At 71.3% G+C, this 21783-nt stretch carries 23 protein-coding genes; 15 read left to right on the top strand and 8 right to left on the bottom strand.

What is annotated here, in order from left to right; translation table 11 throughout:
• Together tal and tkt are read right to left on the bottom strand one after the other, a co-directional pair.
• Complete coding sequence (tal, locus tag OOK31_RS22300) at positions 1-1119, bottom strand: transaldolase (protein WP_267089065.1); 1119 nt, start codon at positions 1117-1119, stop codon at positions 1-3.
• Between the two features lie 35 nt (positions 1120-1154).
• Positions 1155-3242 carry a transketolase gene (gene tkt, locus OOK31_RS22295; protein WP_267089064.1) on the bottom strand — a complete coding sequence of 696 codons (2088 nt, stop codon included), beginning with the start codon at positions 3240-3242 and terminating at the stop codon, positions 1155-1157.
• Positions 3243-3601: 359 nt separating this feature from the next.
• Between tkt and OOK31_RS22290 the strand changes: the two genes are divergently transcribed.
• The 3 genes from OOK31_RS22290 to OOK31_RS22280 all read left to right on the top strand — a co-directional run bounded on the left by OOK31_RS22290 (position 3602) and on the right by OOK31_RS22280 (position 6159).
• On the top strand, positions 3602-4549 hold the full coding sequence (locus tag OOK31_RS22290) for a heme o synthase (RefSeq protein ID WP_267089500.1): 948 nt from the start codon (positions 3602-3604) through the stop codon (positions 4547-4549).
• Positions 4550-4579: 30 nt separating this feature from the next.
• Positions 4580-4939 carry a hypothetical protein gene (locus tag OOK31_RS22285; protein WP_267089063.1) on the top strand — a complete coding sequence of 120 codons (360 nt, stop codon included), beginning with the start codon at positions 4580-4582 and terminating at the stop codon, positions 4937-4939.
• 122 nt (positions 4940-5061) lie between these two features.
• On the top strand, positions 5062-6159 hold the full coding sequence (locus OOK31_RS22280) for an amidohydrolase family protein (protein ID WP_267089062.1): 1098 nt from the start codon (positions 5062-5064) through the stop codon (positions 6157-6159).
• 15 nt (positions 6160-6174) lie between these two features.
• Here OOK31_RS22280 and OOK31_RS22275 read toward each other — a convergent pair whose 3' ends face one another.
• The 4 genes from OOK31_RS22275 to OOK31_RS22260 form a co-directional block, all read right to left on the bottom strand.
• Positions 6175-7143 carry a heme A synthase gene (locus tag OOK31_RS22275; protein WP_267089061.1) on the bottom strand — a complete coding sequence of 323 codons (969 nt, stop codon included), beginning with the start codon at positions 7141-7143 and terminating at the stop codon, positions 6175-6177.
• Between the two features lie 25 nt (positions 7144-7168).
• A complete protein-coding gene (locus tag OOK31_RS22270; RefSeq protein WP_267089060.1) occupies positions 7169-8305 on the bottom strand; it encodes a hypothetical protein in 1137 nt (378 codons plus the stop codon).
• Between the two features lie 114 nt (positions 8306-8419).
• Positions 8420-9202 (bottom strand): ABC transporter permease, encoded by a 783-nt coding sequence (locus OOK31_RS22265; protein WP_267089059.1) that lies wholly within the window; start codon positions 9200-9202, stop codon positions 8420-8422.
• Entirely contained in the window at positions 9199-10125 is a 927-nt protein-coding gene (locus tag OOK31_RS22260; protein ID WP_267089058.1) for an ABC transporter ATP-binding protein, read from the bottom strand. Before OOK31_RS22260 ends, OOK31_RS22265 begins: the two co-directional genes overlap by 4 nt.
• Between OOK31_RS22260 and OOK31_RS39555 the strand changes: the two genes are divergently transcribed.
• The 10 genes from OOK31_RS39555 (at position 10124) to OOK31_RS22215 (ending at position 18996) form a co-directional block, all read left to right on the top strand.
• Positions 10124-10726 (top strand): formate/nitrite transporter family protein, encoded by a 603-nt coding sequence (locus tag OOK31_RS39555; protein ID WP_353962694.1) that lies wholly within the window; start codon positions 10124-10126, stop codon positions 10724-10726. The genes OOK31_RS22260 and OOK31_RS39555 overlap by 2 nt on opposite strands.
• 119 nt (positions 10727-10845) lie before the next feature.
• On the top strand, positions 10846-11583 hold the full coding sequence (locus OOK31_RS22255) for a metalloregulator ArsR/SmtB family transcription factor (protein ID WP_267089057.1): 738 nt from the start codon (positions 10846-10848) through the stop codon (positions 11581-11583).
• Positions 11580-12995, top strand: a complete 1416-nt coding sequence (sufB, locus tag OOK31_RS22250) for a Fe-S cluster assembly protein SufB (protein ID WP_254383815.1) — start codon at positions 11580-11582, stop codon at positions 12993-12995. Before OOK31_RS22255 ends, sufB begins: the two co-directional genes overlap by 4 nt.
• Before the next feature lie 59 nt (positions 12996-13054).
• Positions 13055-14233 (top strand): Fe-S cluster assembly protein SufD, encoded by a 1179-nt coding sequence (gene sufD, locus OOK31_RS22245; RefSeq protein WP_267089056.1) that lies wholly within the window; start codon positions 13055-13057, stop codon positions 14231-14233.
• Positions 14233-14550 carry a bifunctional 3-phenylpropionate/cinnamic acid dioxygenase ferredoxin subunit gene (locus OOK31_RS22240; RefSeq protein ID WP_267089055.1) on the top strand — a complete coding sequence of 106 codons (318 nt, stop codon included), beginning with the start codon at positions 14233-14235 and terminating at the stop codon, positions 14548-14550. Before sufD ends, OOK31_RS22240 begins: the two co-directional genes overlap by 1 nt.
• A 7-nt stretch (positions 14551-14557) precedes the next feature.
• The gene (gene sufC, locus OOK31_RS22235) at positions 14558-15325 is read left to right on the top strand and encodes a Fe-S cluster assembly ATPase SufC (RefSeq protein ID WP_007263436.1); all 768 of its coding nucleotides are present in this window, start codon (positions 14558-14560) and stop codon (positions 15323-15325) included.
• Positions 15322-16578 (top strand): cysteine desulfurase, encoded by a 1257-nt coding sequence (locus tag OOK31_RS22230; protein ID WP_267089054.1) that lies wholly within the window; start codon positions 15322-15324, stop codon positions 16576-16578. Before sufC ends, OOK31_RS22230 begins: the two co-directional genes overlap by 4 nt.
• 22 nt (positions 16579-16600) lie before the next feature.
• On the top strand, positions 16601-17062 hold the full coding sequence (gene sufU / locus OOK31_RS22225; protein WP_267089053.1) for a Fe-S cluster assembly sulfur transfer protein SufU: 462 nt from the start codon (positions 16601-16603) through the stop codon (positions 17060-17062).
• On the top strand, positions 17059-17403 hold the full coding sequence (locus OOK31_RS22220; RefSeq protein ID WP_007263433.1) for a metal-sulfur cluster assembly factor: 345 nt from the start codon (positions 17059-17061) through the stop codon (positions 17401-17403). Before sufU ends, OOK31_RS22220 begins: the two co-directional genes overlap by 4 nt.
• A 258-nt stretch (positions 17404-17661) precedes the next feature.
• Positions 17662-18996 (top strand): hypothetical protein, encoded by a 1335-nt coding sequence (locus OOK31_RS22215; protein WP_267089499.1) that lies wholly within the window; start codon positions 17662-17664, stop codon positions 18994-18996.
• On the opposite strand, the gene OOK31_RS22210 is transcribed toward OOK31_RS22215, so the two are convergent.
• Positions 18983-19837 carry a hypothetical protein gene (locus OOK31_RS22210; protein ID WP_267089052.1) on the bottom strand — a complete coding sequence of 285 codons (855 nt, stop codon included), beginning with the start codon at positions 19835-19837 and terminating at the stop codon, positions 18983-18985. The genes OOK31_RS22215 and OOK31_RS22210 overlap by 14 nt on opposite strands.
• A 117-nt stretch (positions 19838-19954) precedes the next feature.
• Here OOK31_RS22210 and OOK31_RS22205 point away from each other — a divergent pair, with 117 nt between their 5' ends.
• Positions 19955-20278, top strand: a complete 324-nt coding sequence (locus OOK31_RS22205; RefSeq protein WP_267089051.1) for a multidrug efflux SMR transporter — start codon at positions 19955-19957, stop codon at positions 20276-20278.
• On the top strand, positions 20278-20817 hold the full coding sequence (locus OOK31_RS22200) for a TetR/AcrR family transcriptional regulator (RefSeq protein WP_267089050.1): 540 nt from the start codon (positions 20278-20280) through the stop codon (positions 20815-20817). The genes OOK31_RS22205 and OOK31_RS22200 overlap by 1 nt, the downstream gene beginning before the upstream one ends.
• Positions 20818-20866: 49 nt before the next feature.
• Here OOK31_RS22200 and OOK31_RS22195 read toward each other — a convergent pair whose 3' ends face one another.
• The gene (locus OOK31_RS22195) at positions 20867-21742 is read right to left on the bottom strand and encodes a winged helix-turn-helix transcriptional regulator (RefSeq protein ID WP_267089049.1); all 876 of its coding nucleotides are present in this window, start codon (positions 21740-21742) and stop codon (positions 20867-20869) included.
• Positions 21743-21783 lie beyond the last annotated feature (41 nt).

Here is a 21783-nt window from a genome sequence, read left to right as displayed (position 1 = left end):
TCAGTCCTCCGCGGGGGCGAGGCGCTTGAGCTCCGCCTCGGTCGACTTCAGCAGGTCGTTCCACGACGCCTCGAACTTCTCGACGCCTTCGTCTTCGAGCAGCTGCACCACATCGTCGTACGAGATGCCCAGCTTCGCGACCGCGTCGAGCTCGGCGCGCGCCTGCTCGTACGTGCCGCGGATGGTGTCGCCGGTGACCTCGCCGTGGTCGGCGGTGGCCTCCAGCGTGCCCTCGGGCATGGTGTTGACGGTGCCGGGGGCGACCAGGTCCACCACGTACAGGGTGTCCTTGTAGGCCGGGTCCTTGACGCCGGTCGAGGCCCACAGCGGACGCTGCTTGTTGGCCTGCGCCTTGTCCAGGGCCGCCCAGCGCTCGCCGCCGAACACCTCCTCGTAGGCCTCGTAGGCCAGACGGGCGTTGGCGAGGGCCGCCTTGCCCTTCAGGGCCTTGGCCTCGTCGGTGCCGATGCCGTCCAGGCGCTTGTCGATCTCGGAGTCCACGCGGGACACGAAGAAGGAGGCGACCGAGTGGATCTTGGAGAGGTCCAGGCCGGCGGCCTTGGCCTTCTCCAGACCCGCCAGGTACGCGTCCATCACCGCGCGGTAGCGCTCCAGCGAGAAGATCAGCGTGACGTTGACGCTGATGCCCTTGCCGATGACCTCGGTGATCGCCGGCAGGCCGGCCTTCGTCGCCGGGATCTTGATGAGCGTGTTCGGGCGGTCCACCAGCCAGGCGAGCTGCTTGGCCTCGGCGATGGTCGCCGTGGTCTCGTGCGCCAGGCGCGGGTCGACCTCGATCGACACGCGGCCGTCCTGGCCCTGGGTCGAGTCGTAGACCGGGCGCAGGATGTCGGCGGCGTCGCGGACGTCCGCCGTGGTGATCATCCGGATCGCCTCGTCCACGGTGACCTTGCGGGCGGCGAGGTCCGCGAGCTGCTGCTCGTAGCCGTCACCGCTGCTGATCGCCTTCTGGAAGATCGACGGGTTGGTGGTGACACCGACGACGTGCTGCTGGTCGATCAGCTCGGCGAGGTTGCCGGACGTGATGCGCTTGCGGGACAGGTCGTCCAGCCAGATCGCCACGCCCTCGTCGGAGAGGCGCTTGAGTGCGTCTGTCATGGGAATTGCATCTCCTACTGGTTCTTGTACCGGCGTCAGCGCGCGGCGGCGGCGAGGGACTGCTTGGCTGCTGCGGTCACGGCTTCGGCGGTCAGGCCGAACTCGCGGTACAGCACGGCGCCGTCGGCGGAAGCACCGAAGTGCTCCAGCGACACGATCCGGCCCGCGTCGCCGACGTAACGGTGCCAGGTCAGGCCGATGCCCGCCTCGACCGCGACTCGCGCCTTGACGGACGGAGGCAGGACGCTGTCCTTGTACTCCTGGTCCTGCTCCTCGAACCACTCGACCGACGGCATCGAGACCACGCGGGCCGGGACGCCCTCGGCCTGCAGCGCCTCGCGCGCGGCGACGGCGAGCTGGACCTCGGAACCGGTACCGATCAGCACGACCTGGGCGGGGCCGCCCTCGGCCTCGAACAGCACGTACCCGCCCTTGGCGGCGTCCTCGTTCGCGGCGTACGTGGGCACGCCCTGGCGGGTGAGCGCCAGACCGTGCGGCGCGCCCTTGCCGAACACCTTGGTGTGGCGCCGCAGGATCTCGCGCCAGGCGATGGCGGTCTCGTTGGCGTCGGCCGGACGGACCACGTTCAGGCCCGGGATGGCGCGCAGCGCGGCGACGTGCTCGACCGGCTGGTGGGTCGGGCCGTCCTCGCCGAGGCCGATGGAGTCGTGCGTCCACACGTACGTCACCGGCAGGTGCATCAGCGCGGAGAGGCGCACGGCGTTGCGCATGTAGTCGGAGAACACCAGGAAGGTGCCGCCGTAGATACGGGTGTGGCCGTGCAGCGCGATGCCGTTCATGGCCGCGGCCATGGCGTGCTCGCGGATGCCGAAGTGGATGGTGCGGCCGTACGGGTCGGCCTCCGGCAGCGGGTTGCCCACCGGCAGGAACGAGGAGTTCTTGTCGATGGTCGTGTTGTTCGAGCCGGCCAGGTCGGCCGAGCCGCCCCACAGCTCCGGGATGACGGCGCCGAGCGCCTCCAGCACCTTGCCGGACGCCGCGCGGGTGGCGACACCCTTGCCGGGCTCGAAGACGGGGAGCTTCTCCTCCCAGCCCGCGGGCAGCTCGTTGGCCTCGACGCGGTCGAACTCGGCGGCGCGCTGCGGGTTGGCGGTGCGCCAGGCGGAGAAGTCCTTCTCCCACGCGGCCTTGGCCTCGCGGCCGCGGTCCCCCAGGGCGCGGGTGTGGGCGATGACCTCGTCGGAGACCTCGAAGGTCTGCTCCGGGTCGAAGCCGAGAACGCGCTTGGTCGCGGCGACCTCGTCGTTGCCGAGGGCCGAGCCGTGGGAGGCCTCGGTGCCCTGGGCGTGCGGGGCGGGCCAGGCGATGATCGAGCGGGCGGCGATGAAGGACGGCCGGCCGGTCTCGGCCCTGGCCGCCTGGAGGGCCGCGTACAGCGCCTTCGGGTCGAGGTCGCCGTTCTCCTGCTGCTCGACGCGCTGGACGTGCCAGCCGTACGCCTCGTAGCGCTTCATGGTGTCCTCGGAGACGGCCGTCTCCGTGTCACCCTCGATGGAGATGTGGTTGTCGTCCCACAGCAGGACCAGGTTGCCGAGCTTCTGGTGGCCCGCCAGCGCGGACGCCTCGTGGGAGATGCCCTCCTGGAGGCAGCCGTCGCCCGCGACCGCGTAGACCATGTGGTCGAAGGGGGAGGTGCCCGCGGCGGCCTCCGGGTCGAACAGACCGCGCTCGTAGCGGGCGGCCATGGCCATGCCCACCGCGTTGGCGATGCCCTGGCCCAGCGGGCCGGTGGTGGTCTCGACCGCGGTGGTGTGGCCGTACTCCGGGTGGCCGGGGGTCTTGGAGCCCCAGGTGCGGAACGCCTTGAGGTCGTCCAGCTCCAGGCCGAACCCGCCCAGGTAGAGCTGGGTGTACAGGGTCAGGGACGAGTGCCCCGCGGAGAGCACGAAACGGTCACGGCCGACCCACTCGGGGTCGGCCGGGTCGTGCCGCATGACCTTCTGGAAAAGGGTGTACGCGGCGGGGGCCAGGCTCATCGCCGTACCGGGGTGGCCGTTCCCGACCTTCTGGACCGCGTCCGCGGCCAGGATGCGGGCGGTGTCGACGGCCCGCTGGTCCAGTTCGGTCCACTCGAGCTCTGTGGTGGTCGGCTTGGTGCTCACCGTTGGTCAGGGCTCCTCTCCACATGTTGTTTTCCCGGTGACGAACGATGCACCGGCGCGATTCCGAGCCTACCCCCGCCAGGGCGTGCGGCTATTCGAGTGCCGGTAGTGCGTCGCCAGGTCGCTGCCTCGTGTTCATCTGGGAGAGGGGAGCGACATTCGAGCGGGCATCCGAACGGAGGTCCGGGCGGCGGCCGGGCGACGCTCCGCCCGTCCGGTCCGATCGGCCCAACACGAGGCGACCCCCGCGCGGGGCGAGGTAAGGGCAACGTCTACAGTGGCGTGGTACGCGCAAGCCTTTACCGGACCTTCATGCACTGAAGGGTCCGCGTCGGAGCTTGCTGGATTCTCTCTCAGGGGTGTGCGTGACGGCCGTCGAATCCCGTCCAGCGGGGGTACTCGGGACGAGCCCCGGTCACCGGCCGTTCGGGGCCCGGTTCATGGCTTTCGTGGCACTGACCAAGCCGCGGATCATCGAGCTGCTTCTCATCACGACCGTGCCGGTCATGTTCCTCGCGGAACAGGGCGTGCCGTCGCTGTGGCTGGTGCTCGCCACCTGCTTCGGCGGGTACCTCTCCGCGGGCGGCGCCAACGCGCTGAACATGTACATCGACCGCGACATCGACGCGCTGATGGACCGTACGTCGCAGCGGCCGCTGGTGACCGGCATGGTGAGCCCGCGCGAATGCCTGGTCTTCGGCATCTCGCTCGGGGTGATCGCGACCCTGTTCTTCGGGTTCCTGGTCAACTGGCTGTCGGCCGCCCTGTCGCTCGGCGCGCTCCTCTTCTACGTCGTCGTCTACACGATGCTGCTGAAGCGGCGCACCACGCAGAACATCGTGTGGGGCGGCATCGCGGGCTGCCTGCCGGTGCTCATCGGCTGGTCGGCGGTGAAGAACGAGGTCTCCTGGGCCGCGGTCATCCTCTTCCTCGTCATCTTCTTCTGGACGCCGCCGCACTACTGGCCGCTGTCCATGAAGGTCGCGGACGACTACGCGCGGGTCGGCGTGCCGATGCTGCCGGTCGTCGCGGGCAACAAGGTCGTCGCGCGCCAGATCGTCATCTACAGCTGGGTGATGGTCGCCGTCTCGCTGCTGCTGACCCCGCTGGGGTACACGGGCTGGTTCTACACCTCGGTCGCGCTGGTGGCCGGCGGCTGGTGGCTGTGGGAGGCGCACGCGCTGAACGCCCGGGCCAAGTCCGGGGTGACGGGCGCGAAGCTCAAGGAGATGCGGCTGTTCCACTGGTCGATCACCTATGTGTCGCTCCTCTTCGTCGCCGTGGCCGTGGATCCCTTCCTCCGGTGATGCTTCCGCCGTTCATTACCGGCCGGTAGCATGCCGTCCATGGCAGAGAACGCGGAGACCGCAGACACCGCAGACAAGAAGCAGGACCGCAAGGCGGCGAAGCTGGCCAAGCAGATCGGCGCGTTCGCCCGGCAGCACGGCGGCGCCGAGGGCCAGCTCGCCTACATCGGCCAGGTCGGCGCCCGGATCGTCCTGGTCGGTACGGACGGCGGCTGGGGCGACCTGGTCGCCCCGACCTACGGCGTGGCCCAGCTGGCCGCCGAGAAGGCCGGACTGACCCTCCACGAGGAGTTCGACGGCGAGTTCGCCGCGCGGGTGAAGACGGGCCCGTACGAGTGGACCCGCATGGCGGGCATCCAGATCGGCGGCCCGGCCAACCCCGCCGCCTGAGCGTCCTGCCGCAGCCGGCCCCCGAAAACGGGTCGGTCAACCTTGCGGGCAATACTTCATACCCCGCTCACCCGTTAGGACGTGTGGAAGCCGCTTCCTCACGTCCGCAACGGGATGCCCGGATGATCGAAACGCCGCCCCTGGTGGACCAGCACTGCCACGGAGTGCTCCGAACGGAGCTGGGTCTCGGGACCTTCGAGGCCCAGCTGATCCGCTCGGCCGGCCCGCCCGCCGCGGGCACCACCTTCTTCGACACCCAGACCGGCTTCGCCGTGCGCCGCTGGTGTCCGCCCCTGCTGGGGCTGGAGCCGCACTGCGCGCCCGCGCGCTACCTGGCCCGGCGCCGTGAGCTCGGCGTCGTCGAGACCGGGCGGCTGCTGCTGCGCGGCTCGGGGGTGGGGGCCTACCTCGTCGACACCGGGGCGCCGGGGGACCTCACCGGGCCCAAGGAGCTGGCCCTGGCCGGGCGGGCGGAGGCCTACGAGGTGGTCCGGCTGGAGTTGCTGGCCGAGCAGGCCGCCGACACCTCCGGGACCGTGGCCGCCTTCCTGGCCAACCTCGCCGGAGCCGTCCACCACGCCGCGGCCGGGGCCGTCGCCTTCACCTGCGGAGCCGGCGCTGCGTCCCTCGGCGCGGCCCTGGCCGGGGAGCCCGAGCCGCCGGGGCCGGGCGAGGTGCGGGGCGCGGCCGGGCGGTGGCTGGCCGGACGGGCCAGGGGCGAGGCCGTACGGGACCCCGTACTCCTGCGGCACCTGCTGTGGAGCGCGGTGTCGTCCGGGCTGCCGCTCCAGCTGCACACCGGCGGGGCGGAGCCCGGCCAGCTGACCGGGTTCGTCCGGGCCACGGCCGGGCTCGGGGCCCCGCTCGTGCTGCTCGGCGGGTACCCGCACCACCGGGACGCGGCCCACCTGGCGGCGCGGTACCCGCACGTCCACGCCGACCTCGGAGCGGTGCTCGCGCGGACCGGGGCCCGGGCCGCCGCCGTCCTGGCCGAACTGCTGGAGCTCGCGCCCTTCGGGAAACTGCTGTTCTCCAGCGGAGGCCGAGCGCTGCCCGAGCTCCACGCGGTCGGCGCCCTGGTGTTCCGCGAGGCGCTGGGCCGGGTCCTGGGCGGCTGGGTCGCCGACGGGGCCTGGTCCTGGCGGGACGCCGACCGGGTCGCCGGGATGATCGCGGCCGGCAACGCCCGGCGCGTCTACCGGCTGGACGAGCGGACGTAGGGCCCGGTAGACGGCCTAGACGGCGGAGAGCTGCGCCTCGTCCCGCGCCGGGGTGTCCGTCTCTCCGACGGGGCGCTCGCGCAGGCTCAGCGCGACGCGGAGCACCGCGATCCACACCAGGCAGGAACCCAGCATGTGCGCGGCGACCAGGACCTCGGGCAGTGCGGTGAAGAACTGGACGTAGCCGACGGCGCCCTGTGCGAGCAGGACGAGCAGCAGGTCGCGGGCGCGCGCCCGGGTGTCGACGGGGGCGTCGACCACCCGCAGCACCAGCCACATCGCGACGGCGAGCGCGCACACCAGCCAGGCGGCGATCGCGTGCACGTGGGCGGTGGCCGCCCAGTCGAACGGCATCCGCTTGATCTCGCTCTTGTCGCCGGCGTGCGGTCCGGAGCCGGTCACGACGGTGCCCGCCGCGATCAGTACGAGGGTGGTGGCGATCAGCGCCCACGACAGCTTGCGCACCGGGCCCGGGACGCGCGGCCGGGGGGCGGTGTCGCCCTCGCGGGTGCGCTGCCAGCTGATGGTGGTGACGGCGATCAGGCTGGTGGCGAGCAGGAAGTGGCCGGCCACGCTGTACGGGTTCAGGCCCGTCAGGACGGTGATGCCGCCGAGGATCGCGTTGGCCGTCACCAGGGCGAACTGGACCCAGCCGAGCTCCGTCAGCGAGTGCCGCCACGGCTTCGCGGAGCGTGCCGCCAGGATGAACACGCCGACGGCCGCGGAGAGCACGTAGGTCAGCATCCGGTTGCCGAACTCGATGGCTCCGTGGAAGCCCTGCGCCTGCGTGACGATGAGGCTGTCGTCGGTGCACTTGGGCCAGGTGTCACAGCCGAGGCCGGAGCCGGTCAGCCGCACCGCGCCGCCGGTGACGACGATGACCACGCTCATCACGAGCGCGGCGAGCGCCGCGCGCTGGACGATCCGCGGTGACGGGGTCCAGCGGTCGGCGATGTATGTGAATGGGTTCGACACGGCAACCATCGTAGGCGCCGCCTTGTGCAAAGTTTCACGAGGGGTGGGGTCCGGGAGCGTCGGGCCCCACGACCAGGCGGAACGCCGCTCCGGCAGGGTCGCCCTCCGTGTGCCACCAGAGCCGGATCCGCCACAGCGCGCCGTCGCCGGGATAGTCCGCCGACTCCATGAACCCGCGCATCAGCCCCGAGGCCACCTCCTCGGCGGTCCGGCCCCGCACCTCGGTCCCGCCGTGCCACGGGCGGGGCCGTACGGTCCACAGCCCGTCGGCGCCGCGCACCTCCACGCGCCACACCGCGCGCCAGGGGGTGACCTCCAGCATCGTGGAGACCTGCTCGGTGTCCAGGCCCAGCCGGGCGGCGGTCTCCTCCTCGGACACGCCCTGGATCAGGGCGGCCACCACGGCCTGCGGCAGCAGCCGCTCCGGCAGCAGGCCCTGCGTCCGCAGGCCGGCCAGGGAGTCGAAGGTCAGGAAACGCAGCCGCAGCTCCAGCTGGCGGCCGATGTGGTCCAGGGCCTCCTCCGCCTCCTGGGCCTCCTCCGGGCCGGGGGCCCCGAGGAGCAGCCGGCGGAAGCCGGCCTCGGCGTCCACCGCCCAGGCCACCGCGTCGGAGGCGAAGCCCAGCTCGGCGAGGCGGTCCCCGAGGAACACCTTGGCCTGGGCGAGACCCCGGCGGTTGACCGGGTCGTGCTGGTCCAGGGAGGCCCACACCTCGACGGCGGCCCGGGTCAGGTCACGGGCGCGCTCGCCGGCGGCCCGCTCCATGGGGTTCGGGCCGTTCTCGGCGGCGGTGCCGACGGGGTGGCGGGGCAGCCGGTCCGCATCGCTCAGCGGCCAGGCCAGCCAGACCCCCTGGTTGATCAGCCCCCGCGCGTACCAGCGGGCGTACTCCGGCGCGTGCCCGGCGGCCTGCCGCGCGTGGCGCAGGCCCTCCTCGATGGCGGCCAGCGCCCCGGCCCGGTCCCCGGCCGCGAACCGGCGCGCCGCCAGGTCGCCCAGGCGCAGCCCCAGCCGGGCCGCGCACTCGGCGTCGGTACGGGCGGGCCCGCGCAGCGCCCCGATCAGCTCGGCGAGCAGCCGGTCGGCCTCGCCGTGCTCCGCGTGCGCGGCTCCCGATCTGATCCGGGCCCATTGCTCGTCCAGCCGCAGAACGGCCTCCCGCTGCGCCATGCCCGCCCCCCGGCGTCCTGGTCGTGCGTCGTCGTACGTGGTCTCGTACGCCGTGTGGTCCTGCTGTGCGGAGGTGGTCGTCCTCCTGCCAGGCCAACGTCCGGCGGGCGGGATTCACTCCCAGCGGAAGAACCTCGCGGCGGCGCCGAGCCCGAGCACGGCCCAGACCGCGAGGACGGCCGCGTCGCCCAGCGGCAGCGCGGCCCCGTGCTGGAGCACCTCGCGCAGGCCGTCGGAGAGCGCCGAGATGGGCAGCAGCCCCAGGACGGACTGCACGGCGCCGGGGAACTTCTCCAGCGGCACGATCACCCCGCCGCCGACGAGCAGCAGCAGGAAGACCAGGTTGGCGGCGGCCAGGGTCATCTCCGCCTTCAGGGTGCCCGCCATCAGCAGTCCGAGCCCGGAGAAGGCGGCCGTGCCCAGCAGCACCAGCGCGGCGACCGACAGCGGGTCGCCGTGCGGGGACCAGCCCAGCGCGAGGGCGATGGCCGTCAGCAGGGCGATCTGGAGCACCTCGGTGACCAGCACCGACAGGGTCTTGGCGGTCATCAGCGCCCAGCGCGGCAGCGGGGAGGCGCCGAGCCGCTTGAGGACCCCGTAGCGGCGGTCGAAGCCGGTGGCGATGGCCTGGCCGGTGAAGGCGGTGGACATCACGGCGAGCGCGAGGACGCCCGGGGCGACGAAGTCGACTCTGGAGCCGGCTCCGCCTTCCTGACCCGGCACGGTGATGATGTCGACGGCGGAGAAGAGGGTCAGCAGCAGCGCCGGGATGATCACGGTGAGCAGCAGCTGCTCCCCGTTGCGCAGGAGCATGCGGGTCTCCAGCGCGGTCTGCGCCCGGATCATCCGGGACACGGGCGCGGCGCCGGGGCGGGGGGTGAACGTACCGGCGCTCATGCGCGCAGCTCCTTGCCCGTGAGCTCGAGGAAGACGTCTTCGAGGGTGTGCCGCTCCACCGAGAGGCTGTCCGGCATCACCCCGTGCTGGGCGCACCAGGAGGCGACGGTGGCCAGCAGCTGCGGGTGGATGTCGCCGGTGACGCGGTAGACGCCCGGGGTGAGCTCGGCCGCCTGGGTGCCGTCGGGCAGTGCCTTCAGCAGCGAGGCGAGGTCGAGGGCGGGGCGGCCGGTGAAGCGCAGGGTGTTCTCGGCGCCGCCCCGGCACAGCACGTCGGGGCTGCCGTGGGCGATGACCCGGCCGGCGTCCACGATGGCGACCTCGTCGGCGAGCTGTTCGGCCTCGTCCATGTGGTGGGTGGTGAGGACGACGGAGACCCCGTCGGCGCGCAGTTCCCGTACGAGCTCCCAGGTCGCGCGCCGGGCCTGCGGGTCGAGGCCGGCGGTGGGCTCGTCGAGGAAGACCAGTTCGGGGCGGCCGACGACGGCCATGGCCAGGGCGAGGCGCTGCTGCTGGCCGCCGGAGAGCCGGCGGTAGGGGGTGCGGCCGCAGCCGCCGAGGCCGAGGCGTTCCACCAGGGTGGCGACGTCCAGGGGGTGGGCGTAGAGGCTCGCCATGTGGCGGAGCATCTCGACGGCGCGGGCGCCGGAGTAGACGCCGCCGGACTGGAGCATGACGCCGATCCGCGGGCGCAGGGCCTCGGCCCGGGCGACGGGGTCGAGGCCGAGGACGCGGACGGTGCCGGCGTCGGGGCGGCGGTAGCCCTCGCAGGTCTCCACGGTGGTGGTCTTGCCCGCGCCGTTGGGACCGAGGACGGCGGTGACGGCGCCCGCGGGGACGGTGAGGTCCAGGCCGTCGACCGCTGTCTTGGATCCGTACCGTTTCACCAGTCCGCGGATCTCCACGGCGGGGTCGTTGCTCATGGGGGGTGAGTCTACGGAGCCGGGGAGGGGGGCTTTGGTCCTGGGGGTGGCGGGGTCAGGGGCCCGGGGGGTCATGACCTTTTCGGCGGGGCGGGCCGGGGGCGCGGTCCTAGCGTTGAGGGGTGAACAGCATCGCCGAGAACGTCGAAGCCACCTCCGGGCAGGCCGCGCACAAGGCCCGGCTCTTCACGAGCAACGTGATGGTGATGCTGGTCGGCGCGCTGTCGGGGCGGACCGGGCCCCGGGACCTGGCGGCGTCCTGGGGGCTCTCGCTCGCGGGGCCTGGCGGGCGGTGCTGTGCAACATGCTCGTGTGCCTGGCGGTCTGGATGTTCACTCGAGCCCGGGGTGATGCCGCCAAGATTTTCGTCCTCTGGCTGCCCGTGGCGGTATTCGTGGCGGTCGGTTTCGAACACTGCGTCGCGAACACGGCTCTTTTCAGCCTGGCGATCCTGGATGGCCCAACCGCTTTCAGTGATCTTTTCCGGAACCTGATGTTTACCGTCCCCGGGAACGTCGTGGGCGGAGGTCTGCTGGTGGGAGCCGTGTACTGGCTCACCGGAGGGGCCTGGAGGGAATGCGGAGTGCTGCCCTCCGATTAACTCTGCGTAGAGAAATTAGGTAACCCTTAGTGATGGAGGCCACCAGGAGTGGCCTCCATCACGGCTTGTCGTCGCTCGGTTAATTACGCAACAATGGCGTTGTGAAATACGGCGAACGGATGATCGAGACCCCGCAGGGGGAACTCGTGACCGGGGAGCGGTCGACCCGCAACCGGGTCGCGCGGTCCATCCTGGATCACGGTCCTTCCACCGTCGCCGACCTCGCACAGCGTCTCGGCCTCACCCAGGCCGCCGTCCGCCGCCATCTCGACACGCTCGTCGCCGACGACGTGGTCGCACCCCGTGAGCAGCGCGTGTACGGCACGCGCACCCGAGGCCGGCCCGCCAAGGCCTTCGCGCTCACCGACTGCGGCCGCGATGCCTTCGACCAGTCCTACGACACCCTCGCCGTGGACGCCCTGCGCTGGATCGCGCAGTCCGTCGGCGGAGGGGAGCAGGGCGAGGCGGCCGTCGCCGCGTTCGCCCGGGCCCGTATGGAGGCACAGGCGCAGACCTACCGGGAGTCCGTCGACGCGGCCGCTCCGGCGGACCGCACCGAGGCCCTGGCCAAGGCGTTGACCGTGGACGGGTACGCTGCTACGGCGAAGAGCGCTCCCGGTCCGCACAGCGGTGAACAGCTCTGTCAGCACCACTGCCCGGTCGCACACGTCGCCGAGCAGTTCCCGCAGCTCTGCGAGGCGGAGACCGAGGTCTTCTCCCGCCTGCTGGGGACGCATGTGCAGCGCCTCGCCACGATCGCCCACGGCGACGGGGTGTGCACCACGTTCATTCCGCGAAGCGCCACACAGACCGACACATCAGTATCTGCAAGTACGGCCGGGAGGAACCCCGCATGACCACGGAGACTGCTCACCCTGAGCTCGATGGCCTGGGCACCTACGAATACGGCTGGGCCGACTCCGACGCGGCCGGCGCGGCTGCCAAGCGGGGTCTGTCCGAAGAGGTCGTCCGCGACATCTCGGCGAAGAAGTCCGAGCCGGAGTGGATGCTGAACCTCCGCCTCAAGGGCCTCAAGCTGTTCGGGAAGAAGCCCATGCCCAACTGGGGTTCCGACCTCTCGGGCATCGACTTCGACAACATCAAGTACTTCGTGCGTTCCACCGAGAAGCAGGCCGCTTCGTGGGAGGAACTGCCGGAGGACATCAAGAACACGTACGACAAGCTCGGCATCCCGGAGGCGGAGAAGCAGCGCCTCGTCGCCGGTGTCGCCGCCCAGTACGAGTCCGAGGTCGTCTACCACCAGATCCGTGAGGACCTGGAGGAGCAGGGCGTCATCTTCCTCGACACGGACACCGCGCTCAAGGAGCACCCGGAGCTCTTCCAGGAGTACTTCGGCACGGTCATCCCGGTCGGCGACAACAAGTTCGCCTCGCTGAACACCGCCGTGTGGTCGGGCGGCTCGTTCATCTACGTCCCCAAGGGCGTCAAGGTGGACATCCCGCTCCAGGCCTACTTCCGTATCAACACGGAGAACATGGGCCAGTTCGAGCGGACGCTGATCATCGTCGACGAGGACGCCTACGTCCACTACGTCGAGGGCTGCACCGCCCCGATCTACTCCTCGGACTCGCTGCACAGCGCCGTGGTCGAGATCATCGTGAAGAAGGGCGGCCGCTGCCGCTACACGACGATCCAGAACTGGTCGAACAACGTCTACAACCTGGTCACCAAGCGCGCCGTGGCGTACGAGGGCGCGACCATGGAGTGGATCGACGGCAACATCGGTTCCAAGGTCACCATGAAGTACCCGGCCGTCTACCTGATGGGCGAGCACGCCAAGGGCGAGACCCTCTCCATCGCCTTCGCGGGCGAGGGCCAGCACCAGGACGCCGGCTCCAAGATGGTCCACATGGCGCCGAACACCTCCTCCAACATCGTCTCCAAGTCGGTGGCGCGAGGCGGCGGCCGCACCTCGTACCGAGGCCTGGTCGAGATCGGTGAAGGCGCCCACGGCTCCAAGTCCAACGTGCTGTGCGACGCGCTCCTGGTCGACACCATCTCCCGCTCGGACACCTACCCCTACGTGGACGTCCGCGAGGACGACGTGTCCATGGGCCACGAGGCCACCGTCTCCAAGGTCTCCGACGACCAGCTCTTCTACCTGATGAGCCGCGGTCTGACGGAGTTCGAGGCCATGGCGATGATCGTGCGCGGCTTCGTCGAGCCGATCGCCCGTGAGCTGCCGATGGAGTACGCGCTGGAGCTGAACCGGCTGATCGAGCTGCAGATGGAGGGCTCGGTCGGTTAGTCCCGGCCCGCCCGACGTCCCGCAGCAGATTCTTTAAGGAAGAGAGCAACACGACAGCCATGGCTGAGGCTCAGAACATTCCGGCGGGTTCGACCACCGCCGGCGCGATCGCGGTGGCCGCCGAGTCCACCGTCGCCACCCGGATGAGTGCCCCCCCGTCCTTCGACGTGGCGGACTTCCCCGTGCCCAACGGCCGCGAGGAGGAGTGGCGCTTCACGCCGCTCGCCCGCCTCAAGGGCCTGCACGACGGCACCGCGGTCGCCAACGGCACCATGAAGGCCCAGATCGACGCGCCCGAGGGCGTCACGATCGAGTCCGTGGAGCGCGACGACGCCCGCGTCGGCAAGGCCGGCACCCCGGTGGACCGGATCGCCGCGCAGGCGTTCTCGTCCTTCGCCAAGGCCACGGTCGTGACCGTGCCCAAGGAAGCGGTCCTCACCGAGCCCGTGCGCGTCTCGCTGCACGGCGAGGGCGGCACCACCTTCGGGCACACGGTCTTCGACGTGCAGGCCTTCGCCGAGGCCGTCATCGTCATCGACCACACCGGTGACGGCGTGCGCGCTGCCAACGTCGACTTCCTCGTCGGCGACGGCGCCAAGCTCACCGTCGTGTCGGTGCAGGACTGGGACGACACCGCCGTCCACTGCTCCCAGCACAACGCGCTGGTCGGCCGCGACGCGACCTTCAAGTCGATCGTGGTCACCTTCGGCGGCGACCTCGTGCGCCTCCACCCGCGCGTGAACTACGCGGGTCCCGGCGGCGAGGCCGAGCTCTTCGGCCTGTACTTCACGGACGCCGGCCAGCACCAGGAGCACCGCCTCCTGGTCGACCACAAGGCCCCGCACTGCAAGTCGAACGTGGTCTACAAGGGCGCGCTCCAGGGCCAGGACGCCCACGCCGTCTGGATCGGTGACGTGCTCATCGAGAAGACCGCCGAGGGCACCGACACCTACGAGATGAACCGCAACCTCGTCCTGACGGACGGCGCGCGGGTCGACTCGGTGCCGAACCTGGAGATCGAGACCGGCGAGATCGTCGGCGCCGGCCACGCCTCCGCGACCGGCCGCTTCGACGACGAGCAGCTCTTCTACCTGCAGTCCCGCGGCATCCCGGCCGACGACGCCCGCCGTCTGGTCGTGCGTGGCTTCTTCGCCGAGCTCGTCCAGCAGATCGGTGTCGCGGACATCGAGGAGCGGCTGCTCGCCAAGATCGAGACCGAGCTGCAGGCGTCCGTCTGATGACTTACCTCAAGGCCTGTGCGCTGAGCGAGCTGGAGGAGAACACCCCCAAGCGGGTGGAACTCGACGGCACGCCGGTGTCCATCGTCTCCACCGAGGGGGAGGTGTTCGCGATCAACGACATCTGCTCGCACGCGAACGTCTCCCTCTCCGAGGGCGAGGTCGAGGACTGCATGATCGAGTGCTGGCTGCACGGGTCGGCCTTCGACCTGCGCACCGGGAAGCCGTCCGGTCTGCCCGCGACCCGCCCCGTACCCGTTTACCCCGTAAAGATCGAAGGGGACGACGTGCTCGTCTCCCTCACCCAGGAGTCCTGAGGTATCCATGGCAACGCTTGAAATCCACGACCTGCACGTCTCCGTCGAGGCCGAGAACGGCGCCCGCGAGATCCTCAAGGGCGTCGACCTCACCGTCAAGCAGGGTGAGACGCACGCCATCATGGGTCCGAACGGCTCCGGCAAGTCCACCCTGGCGTACTCGCTGGCCGGGCACCCGAAGTACACGATCACCGGTGGCACCGTCACCCTCGACGGCGAAGACGTCCTGGAGATGTCCGTCGACGAGCGCGCCCGCGCCGGCGTCTTCCTCGCCATGCAGTACCCGGTCGAGGTCCCCGGCGTCTCGGTCTCCAACTTCCTGCGTACGTCGGCCACCGCCATCCGTGGCGAGGCGCCGAAGCTGCGTACCTGGGTGAAGGAGGTCAAGTCCGCGATGGAGCAGCTCCAGATGGACCCGGCCTTCGCCGAGCGCAACGTCAACGAGGGCTTCTCCGGCGGTGAGAAGAAGCGCCACGAGATCCTCCAGCTCGAGCTCCTCAAGCCGAAGATCGCGATCCTCGACGAGACCGACTCCGGCCTCGACGTCGACGCCCTGCGCCAGGTCTCCGAGGGCGTCAACCGCGTCCGCGCGACCGGTGAGGTCGGCACCCTGCTGATCACGCACTACACGCGGATCCTCCGCTACATCAAGCCCGACTTCGTCCACGTCTTCTCCGAAGGCCGCATCGTCGAGTCCGGCGGCGCCGAGCTCGCCGACAAGCTGGAGGCCGAAGGCTACGAGTCGTACAGCACGAAGGGTGGCGCGACCGCGTGACACAGTTGCCTGGCCTCCTCGACATCGAGGCGATCCGCAAGGACTTCCCCCTTCTGGATCGTGTGGTCCACGACGGGAAGAAGATCGTTTACCTGGACAACGCGGCGACCTCGCAGAAGCCGCGCCAGGTGCTCGACGCGCTGAACGAGTACTACGAGCAGCACAACGCCAACGTCCACCGTGGCGTGCACGTGCTCGCCGAGGAGGCCACGGCGCTGTACGAGGGCGCCCGCGACAAGGTCGCCGCCTTCATCAACGCGCCGAGCCGCGACGAGGTGATCTTCACCAAGAACGCCTCGGAGTCGCTCAACCTGGTCGCGAACATGCTCGGCTGGGCGGACGAGCCCTACCGGGTCGACCGCGAGACCGAGATCGCCATCACGGAGATGGAGCACCACTCCAACATCGTGCCGTGGCAGCTGCTCTCGCAGCGCACCGGCGCGAAGCTGAAGTGGTTCGGCCTCACCGACGACGGTCGGCTCGACCTGTCCAACATCGAAGAGGTCATCACGGAGAAGACGAAGATCGTCTCCTTCACGCTGGTCTCCAACATCCTGGGCACGGTCAACCCCGTCGAGGCGATCGTCCGGCGCGCGCAGGAGGTCGGCGCGCTGGTGCTGATCGACGCCTCGCAGGCCGCTCCCCACATGCCGCTGGACGTGCAGGCCCTCGGCGCCGACTTCGTGGCCTTCACCGGCCACAAGATGTGCGGCCCGACCGGCATCGGCGTCCTGTGGGGCCGCCAGGAGCTGCTGGAGGACCTGCCCCCGTTCCTCGGCGGCGGCGAGATGATCGAGACCGTGTCGATGCACTCGTCGACGTACGCTCCCGCGCCCCACAAGTTCGAGGCCGGTACGCCCCCGATCGCCCAGGCCGTCGGCCTCGGCGCGGCCGTGGACTACCTGACCGCGATCGGCATGGAGAACATCGCGGCCCACGAGCACGCGATCACCGAGTACGCGGTCAAGCGCCTCCTCGAGGTGCCCGACCTGCGGATCATCGGCCCGACCACGGCCGAGGACCGCGGCGCCGCGATCTCCTTCACGCTCGGGGACATCCACCCGCACGACGTCGGCCAGGTGCTCGACGAGCAGGGCATCGCCGTCCGCGTGGGTCACCACTGCGCGCGCCCGGTCTGCCTGCGGTACGGAATTCCCGCGACGACGCGAGCGTCTTTCTACCTGTACTCCTCTCCCGCCGAGGTCGACGCGCTGATCGACGGGCTGGAGCACGTACGGAACTTCTTCGGCTGACGAGGGCGACGAGGACGACGCTGTGAAGCTTGATTCGATGTACCAGGAACTGATCCTGGACCACTACAAGCACCCGCACGGGCGGGGGCTGCGCGACGGTGACGCCGAGGTCCACCACGTCAACCCGACGTGCGGCGACGAGATCACGATGCGCGTGAAGTACGACGGGGAGACGCTCACCGACGTCTCCTACGAGGGCCAGGGCTGCTCCATCAGCCAGGCCAGCGCGTCCGTACTGAACGAGCTGCTCGTCGGCAAGGAGCTGGCGGACGCGCGGAAGATCCAGGCGGTCTTCCTGGAGCTGATGCAGTCCAAGGGCAAGATGGAGCCCGACGAGGCGATGGAGGAGGTGCTGGAGGACGCGGTCGCGTTCGCCGGCGTCTCCAAGTATCCGGCTCGGGTGAAGTGTGCTCTGCTGAGTTGGATGGCGTGGAAGGACGCGACCGCCCAGGCACTGGGTGACGCGGAGAGGAAGACGGCATGACCGAGAACGCGACGCCCGAGGCGTCGATCAAGCCGGCCACCGAGGAAGAGGTCCGCGAGGCCCTCTACGACGTGGTCGACCCCGAGCTGGGCATCGACGTCGTCAACCTGGGCCTGATCTACGGCATCCACATCGACGACGCGAACATCGCCACCCTCGACATGACCCTGACCTCGGCGGCCTGCCCGCTGACGGACGTCATCGAGGACCAGGCGAAGTCGGCGACGGAGGGCATCGTCAACGAGCTCCGCATCAACTGGGTCTGGATGCCGCCGTGGGGCCCGGACAAGATCACGGATGACGGTCGTGAGCAGCTGCGCGCGCTCGGCTTCAACGTCTGACGCACCGCTTCACGAGAGGGCCCCCGGCACGGTCGTGCCGGGGGCCCTCCCTGTTTTCAGGAGCGGAGTCCGGACCCCCTTTTACGGGGTCGCTGTTCCCCGGGCGGACAAGTGAAATGCACCGGGAGTTGGCCACGGTGGCCGAATCTTCTCGACGGCCGTCACGACGTGACGGAGCACCTGAGAGGACCATCCGTGACCGTTCGCCATTCCCCGGTACGCCGCTGCGGCGCCGTGGGCGCCGCCGGGGCGGCGGCCCTGCTCGTCGCGGGCCTCACGGCCCCCGCGCACGCCGAGGCGGGCTACGCCGCTGTGACGATCACCCTGTCCGCCACCCACCTCAGCGGCGCGGTCGCGGCCGTCGCCGACCCGGCCGTCACGGCCGACATCGGGCAGGCCGGCGTCCCGGACGGCTTCCTGCGCCTCGAGGTCGTCGCCTCCAGCAACCCGGCCGTGGCCGGCCCCGACGACGTGCGCCAGGAGCGCACCGGGTCGGGCGACCGCAGGCTGACGGTCCGGGCGCGCGCCCGCGGGTACACCGACCTCACCCTGAAGGTCACCGGGCGCGGCGGCAGGGCCACCACCGCCACCCTCTCCTACGCCGCCTCCGCGCGCGTCGAAGGCACCTTCGCCACCCGCTACCTGACCGGCTCCAGCGACGCCTCGGCCGCCGTGGACGTGGGCGGCGGTTACGCGCTGGTCGCCGACGACGAGTCCAACGTGCTGCGCCTGTACGACCGTGCCCGCTCCGGCGCCCCGGTCAGGACCTGGGACCTCGGCCCCGCGCTCGGCCTGAAGAAGGAGGCCGACATCGAGGCCGCCGCCCGGGTCGGCGACACCGTCTACTGGACCGGCTCCCTGGGCAACAACAAGGACGGCAAGTACAAGGCCGAGCGGAACACCGTCTTCACCACCCGGATCACCGGCTCCGGAGCCGACACCGAGGTCACCTTCACCGCCGCCTACAAGGGCCTGCGCGAGGACCTCATCGCCTGGGACACGGCCAACGGCAACCGCTACGGCTTCGCCGCGGGCACCGCGGCCGGCCAGGTCCCCAAGCGGATCGACGGCTTCAACGTGGAGGGCCTGGAGTTCGCCCCGGGCTCCACCACCACCGCCTACCTGGGCTTCCGCGCCCCGCTGGCCCCCGCCGTGCCCGGCGGCAAGGCGCTGATCGTGCCGGTCACCAACCTCGACAAGGTGCTCTCCTCCGGGGCCAAGGCGGTCTTCGGCTCCGGCATCGAACTCGACCTCGGCGGCCTCGCCGTGCGCGACATCCGCAAGAACGCGGCCGGCCAGTACCTGATCCTGGCGGGCTCCTGGGCGGCCGACGACAACTCCGACCCCTACGCCCTCTACCAGTGGGACGGGATCCCCGGCCACGCCCCGGTCAAGCGGGCCGACCTGCCGACCACCGACCCCGGCGGCTGGGAGGCCATCGTCGAGGTGCCCGACCTGCGGGTGCCCGGCGCCCGCGTACAGCTCGTCACCGACAGCGGCTCCGCAGACCTGTACGGGGACGGGACCGAGGCCAAGGACCTGACGCACCCGGAGTGGAAGAAGGCCCGGGCGGCCTGGTTCACCCTGGGCTGACCGGCTCGGGACCGCTGCGGTCCGGATCCGCCGCGAGGGCCTCCCCGAGGTGCTCGCGGCGGATCAGCCGGTCCACGTAGAGCAGGCCGGCGGGCAGCTGCGGGAACGCCGGGAGCAGGAACAGTGCGAGCAGCGCCCCCACGGCCCCGAGCCGCAGCGGGAGCGCGACGGCGGCGGCCGCCGCCAGCACCACCGCCGGCGCCACCACCCACAGGCTCCGCCACCAGGACCCCCGCACCAGCGAGGCCGAACGCCGCAGCGCGGCCACCGGCCCCAGCCCCTCGTACCCGGCCGCGACGGGCGCCAGCACGAACAGCACCCCGAGCCACAGGGCGACCGGGGCCAGCGGGAGCAGCACGAGCGCCGGCAGCCCGGCCAGGGCGACGGCCGCGACCGGGCCCGCCGAGGCCGCGAGCGCCAGCAGCTGCGCGCCCAGCACCCGGGGGAGCGCCGGCAGCGCCGAGCGCAGCAGCCCGGACGCGGTCACGGGGCGGCCGAGCACCGCCGGGCGCAGCAGGGCCGCCGTCAGGGCGGTGGCCAGCGCGCAGGTGAACAGCAGGAACAGGGCCGCCGCGGGGAGCAGCGTCCACACGAAGGCCCGGCTGCCGGGCGTCGGGCTCAGGGAGGCCAGGGTGGCCGCCCCGGCCGCCGCCACCACCAGCCCCGCCGCGAGCTGCCCGAGCAGCAGGGCCGCGTACATCCGGCCGCCGTAGCGGCGCAGGGCGGTGAAGGCGCCGCCCGCGATCTCGGAAGGTGCCAGCGGGCGCAGGGGCACCACGCCCGGCCGGGGCCGCTGAGGGGGCAGCCAGCCGCCGCCCCGGTGGGTCCATTGCTGCGCCATGCGCGGGCCCCCTGTCGCCTGAGGGGGACACCGTAGTCCCGAACTCCGCCAGTGTCCCGGGGTCTGCGTGTGTACAGCTGTACGCATCGACTGCCGACGATGTGTACAGTCGTACGCATGCCCTACGTACTGCTTGCCGCGGCCATCGCCGCCGAGGTCGCCGGAACCACCGCCATGAAGTACAGCGAGGGCTTCACCCGGCTCTGGCCCTCCCTGGGCACGCTGGTGGGCTACGTGATCGCCTTCACCCTCCTCTCCCAGACCCTGAAGTCCATGTCGGTGGGCACGGCCTACGCGATATGGGCCGGGGTCGGCACCGCCGCCATCGCCGCGATCGGCATGGTGTTCATGGGCGAGGCGGCCACCGCCGCGAAGATCGCCGGGATCGTGCTGGTCATCGCCGGCGTGGTCCTGCTCAACCTCGGCGGGGCGGCCCACTGATGGCCCCCGGAACGCGCCGGTACGACCCCGAGCGGCGGCAGCGGATCGTCGACGCCGCGATCCGGGTCGTGGGCGCCAAGGGCATCGCGGGGCTGAGTCACCGCAGCGTGGCGGCGGAGGCGGACGTACCGCTGGGCTCGACCACCTACCACTTCGCGACCCTGGACGACCTGCTGGTGGCGGCCCTGCGCCAGGCCGACGAGGCCTTCGCCCGGGCGTTCGTGCTGCCCGAGGGCGTGGACCTCGCCGACGCCCTGGCGAAGCTGCTGGGGGAGTTCCTCGGGGCGGACCGCGGGCGCGCGGAGCTGGAGTACGAGCTCTACCTGGCCGCCCTGCGCAGGCCCGCCCTGCGCCCCGTCGCGGCCCAGTGGTGCGAGACGGTGTCGCGGGCGCTCGCCGGGTACACGGATCCGCAGACGGCGCGGGCGCTGGTGGCGGTGATGGACGGCATCAGCCTCCAGGTGCTGCTGACGGACACCCCGTACGAGGAGGCGTACGCCCGCGAGGTCCTGTCCCGGGTGCTGGGGCCGGCCCGGTGAAAGCCGGTGCGCCGGACCCGGGGCGCCCCTGGTCCGGCGCCGGACCCGGTCAGGGCGCCGTGCGCACCGCCGCGAGGGCCTCGGTCACGCTCGCCTCGATGTCCAGGATCGGGTAGATCACCTCGCGCACCGTCCGGTCCCGGTCCAGGACCAGCGTCAGCCGCTTGAGCCGGCTCGTCCCCGCCGCGCGGAACGTCGGCAGCCGCAGCGCCGTCACCAGGTCCAGGCCCGCGTCCGACAGGAGCGGGAAGCGCAGCTGCTCCTGCTCGGCGAACTCCCGCTGCTCGTCCGGGCGCTGGGTCGAGACCCCGTGCACGGTGGCGCCGGCCGCGGTGAACTCCGCGAGCTGGTCGCGGTAGGTGCACGACTCGAACGTACAGCCCTTCGCGCCCGGGATCCCGGCCCAGCCGGGCGGGTAGGACTCCGCCCGGGCGTAGGCGCCCGGGAAGCAGTACAGGACGGTGAACGGGGTGTCCGCCACCGGGTCGCGCAGCTCGCCGAACCGGTCCGGCAGCAGCAGCTCCGGCAGCCGGGTGCCGCGCAGCGCGTGGACCCGTACCGCCTCCTTCGAGGACTCCTGCGTCGTCGCCGTCATCTCTCCCTCTCCCAGGACCCAGGTGTCACCCCAGTCCTGGAGGGCCACCAGGACCGGCAGCAGCCCCCGCCCGCGCGGGGTCAGCCGGTATTCGTGCCGCACCGGGCGCTCCTGGTACGGCTCGCGCGTCAGCACCCCGGCCTCGACCAGCAGCTTGAGCCGCTCGGCGAGCACCTTGCGGGACACGCCCAGCTCGCGCTGGAGCTCGTCGAAGCGGTGCAGACCGCGCGCGGTGTCGCGCACGATCAGCAGCGTCCACCAGTCGCCCACGACTTCCAGGGCCTGGGCGATGGAGCAGTCCGCGTCGCCGAGATGTGTGCGCTGGGCCATGGCACTCCTTCGTCCGTTGACCCCAGGCTGTCATGCTGACA

This window comes from Streptomyces sp. NBC_00249, assembly GCF_026342355.1.
Taxonomy (GTDB): Bacteria; Actinomycetota; Actinomycetes; order Streptomycetales; family Streptomycetaceae; genus Streptomyces.
The sequence above is the reverse complement of the archived record's forward strand: the minus strand, read 5'-3'. Positions and strand labels throughout refer to the sequence as shown.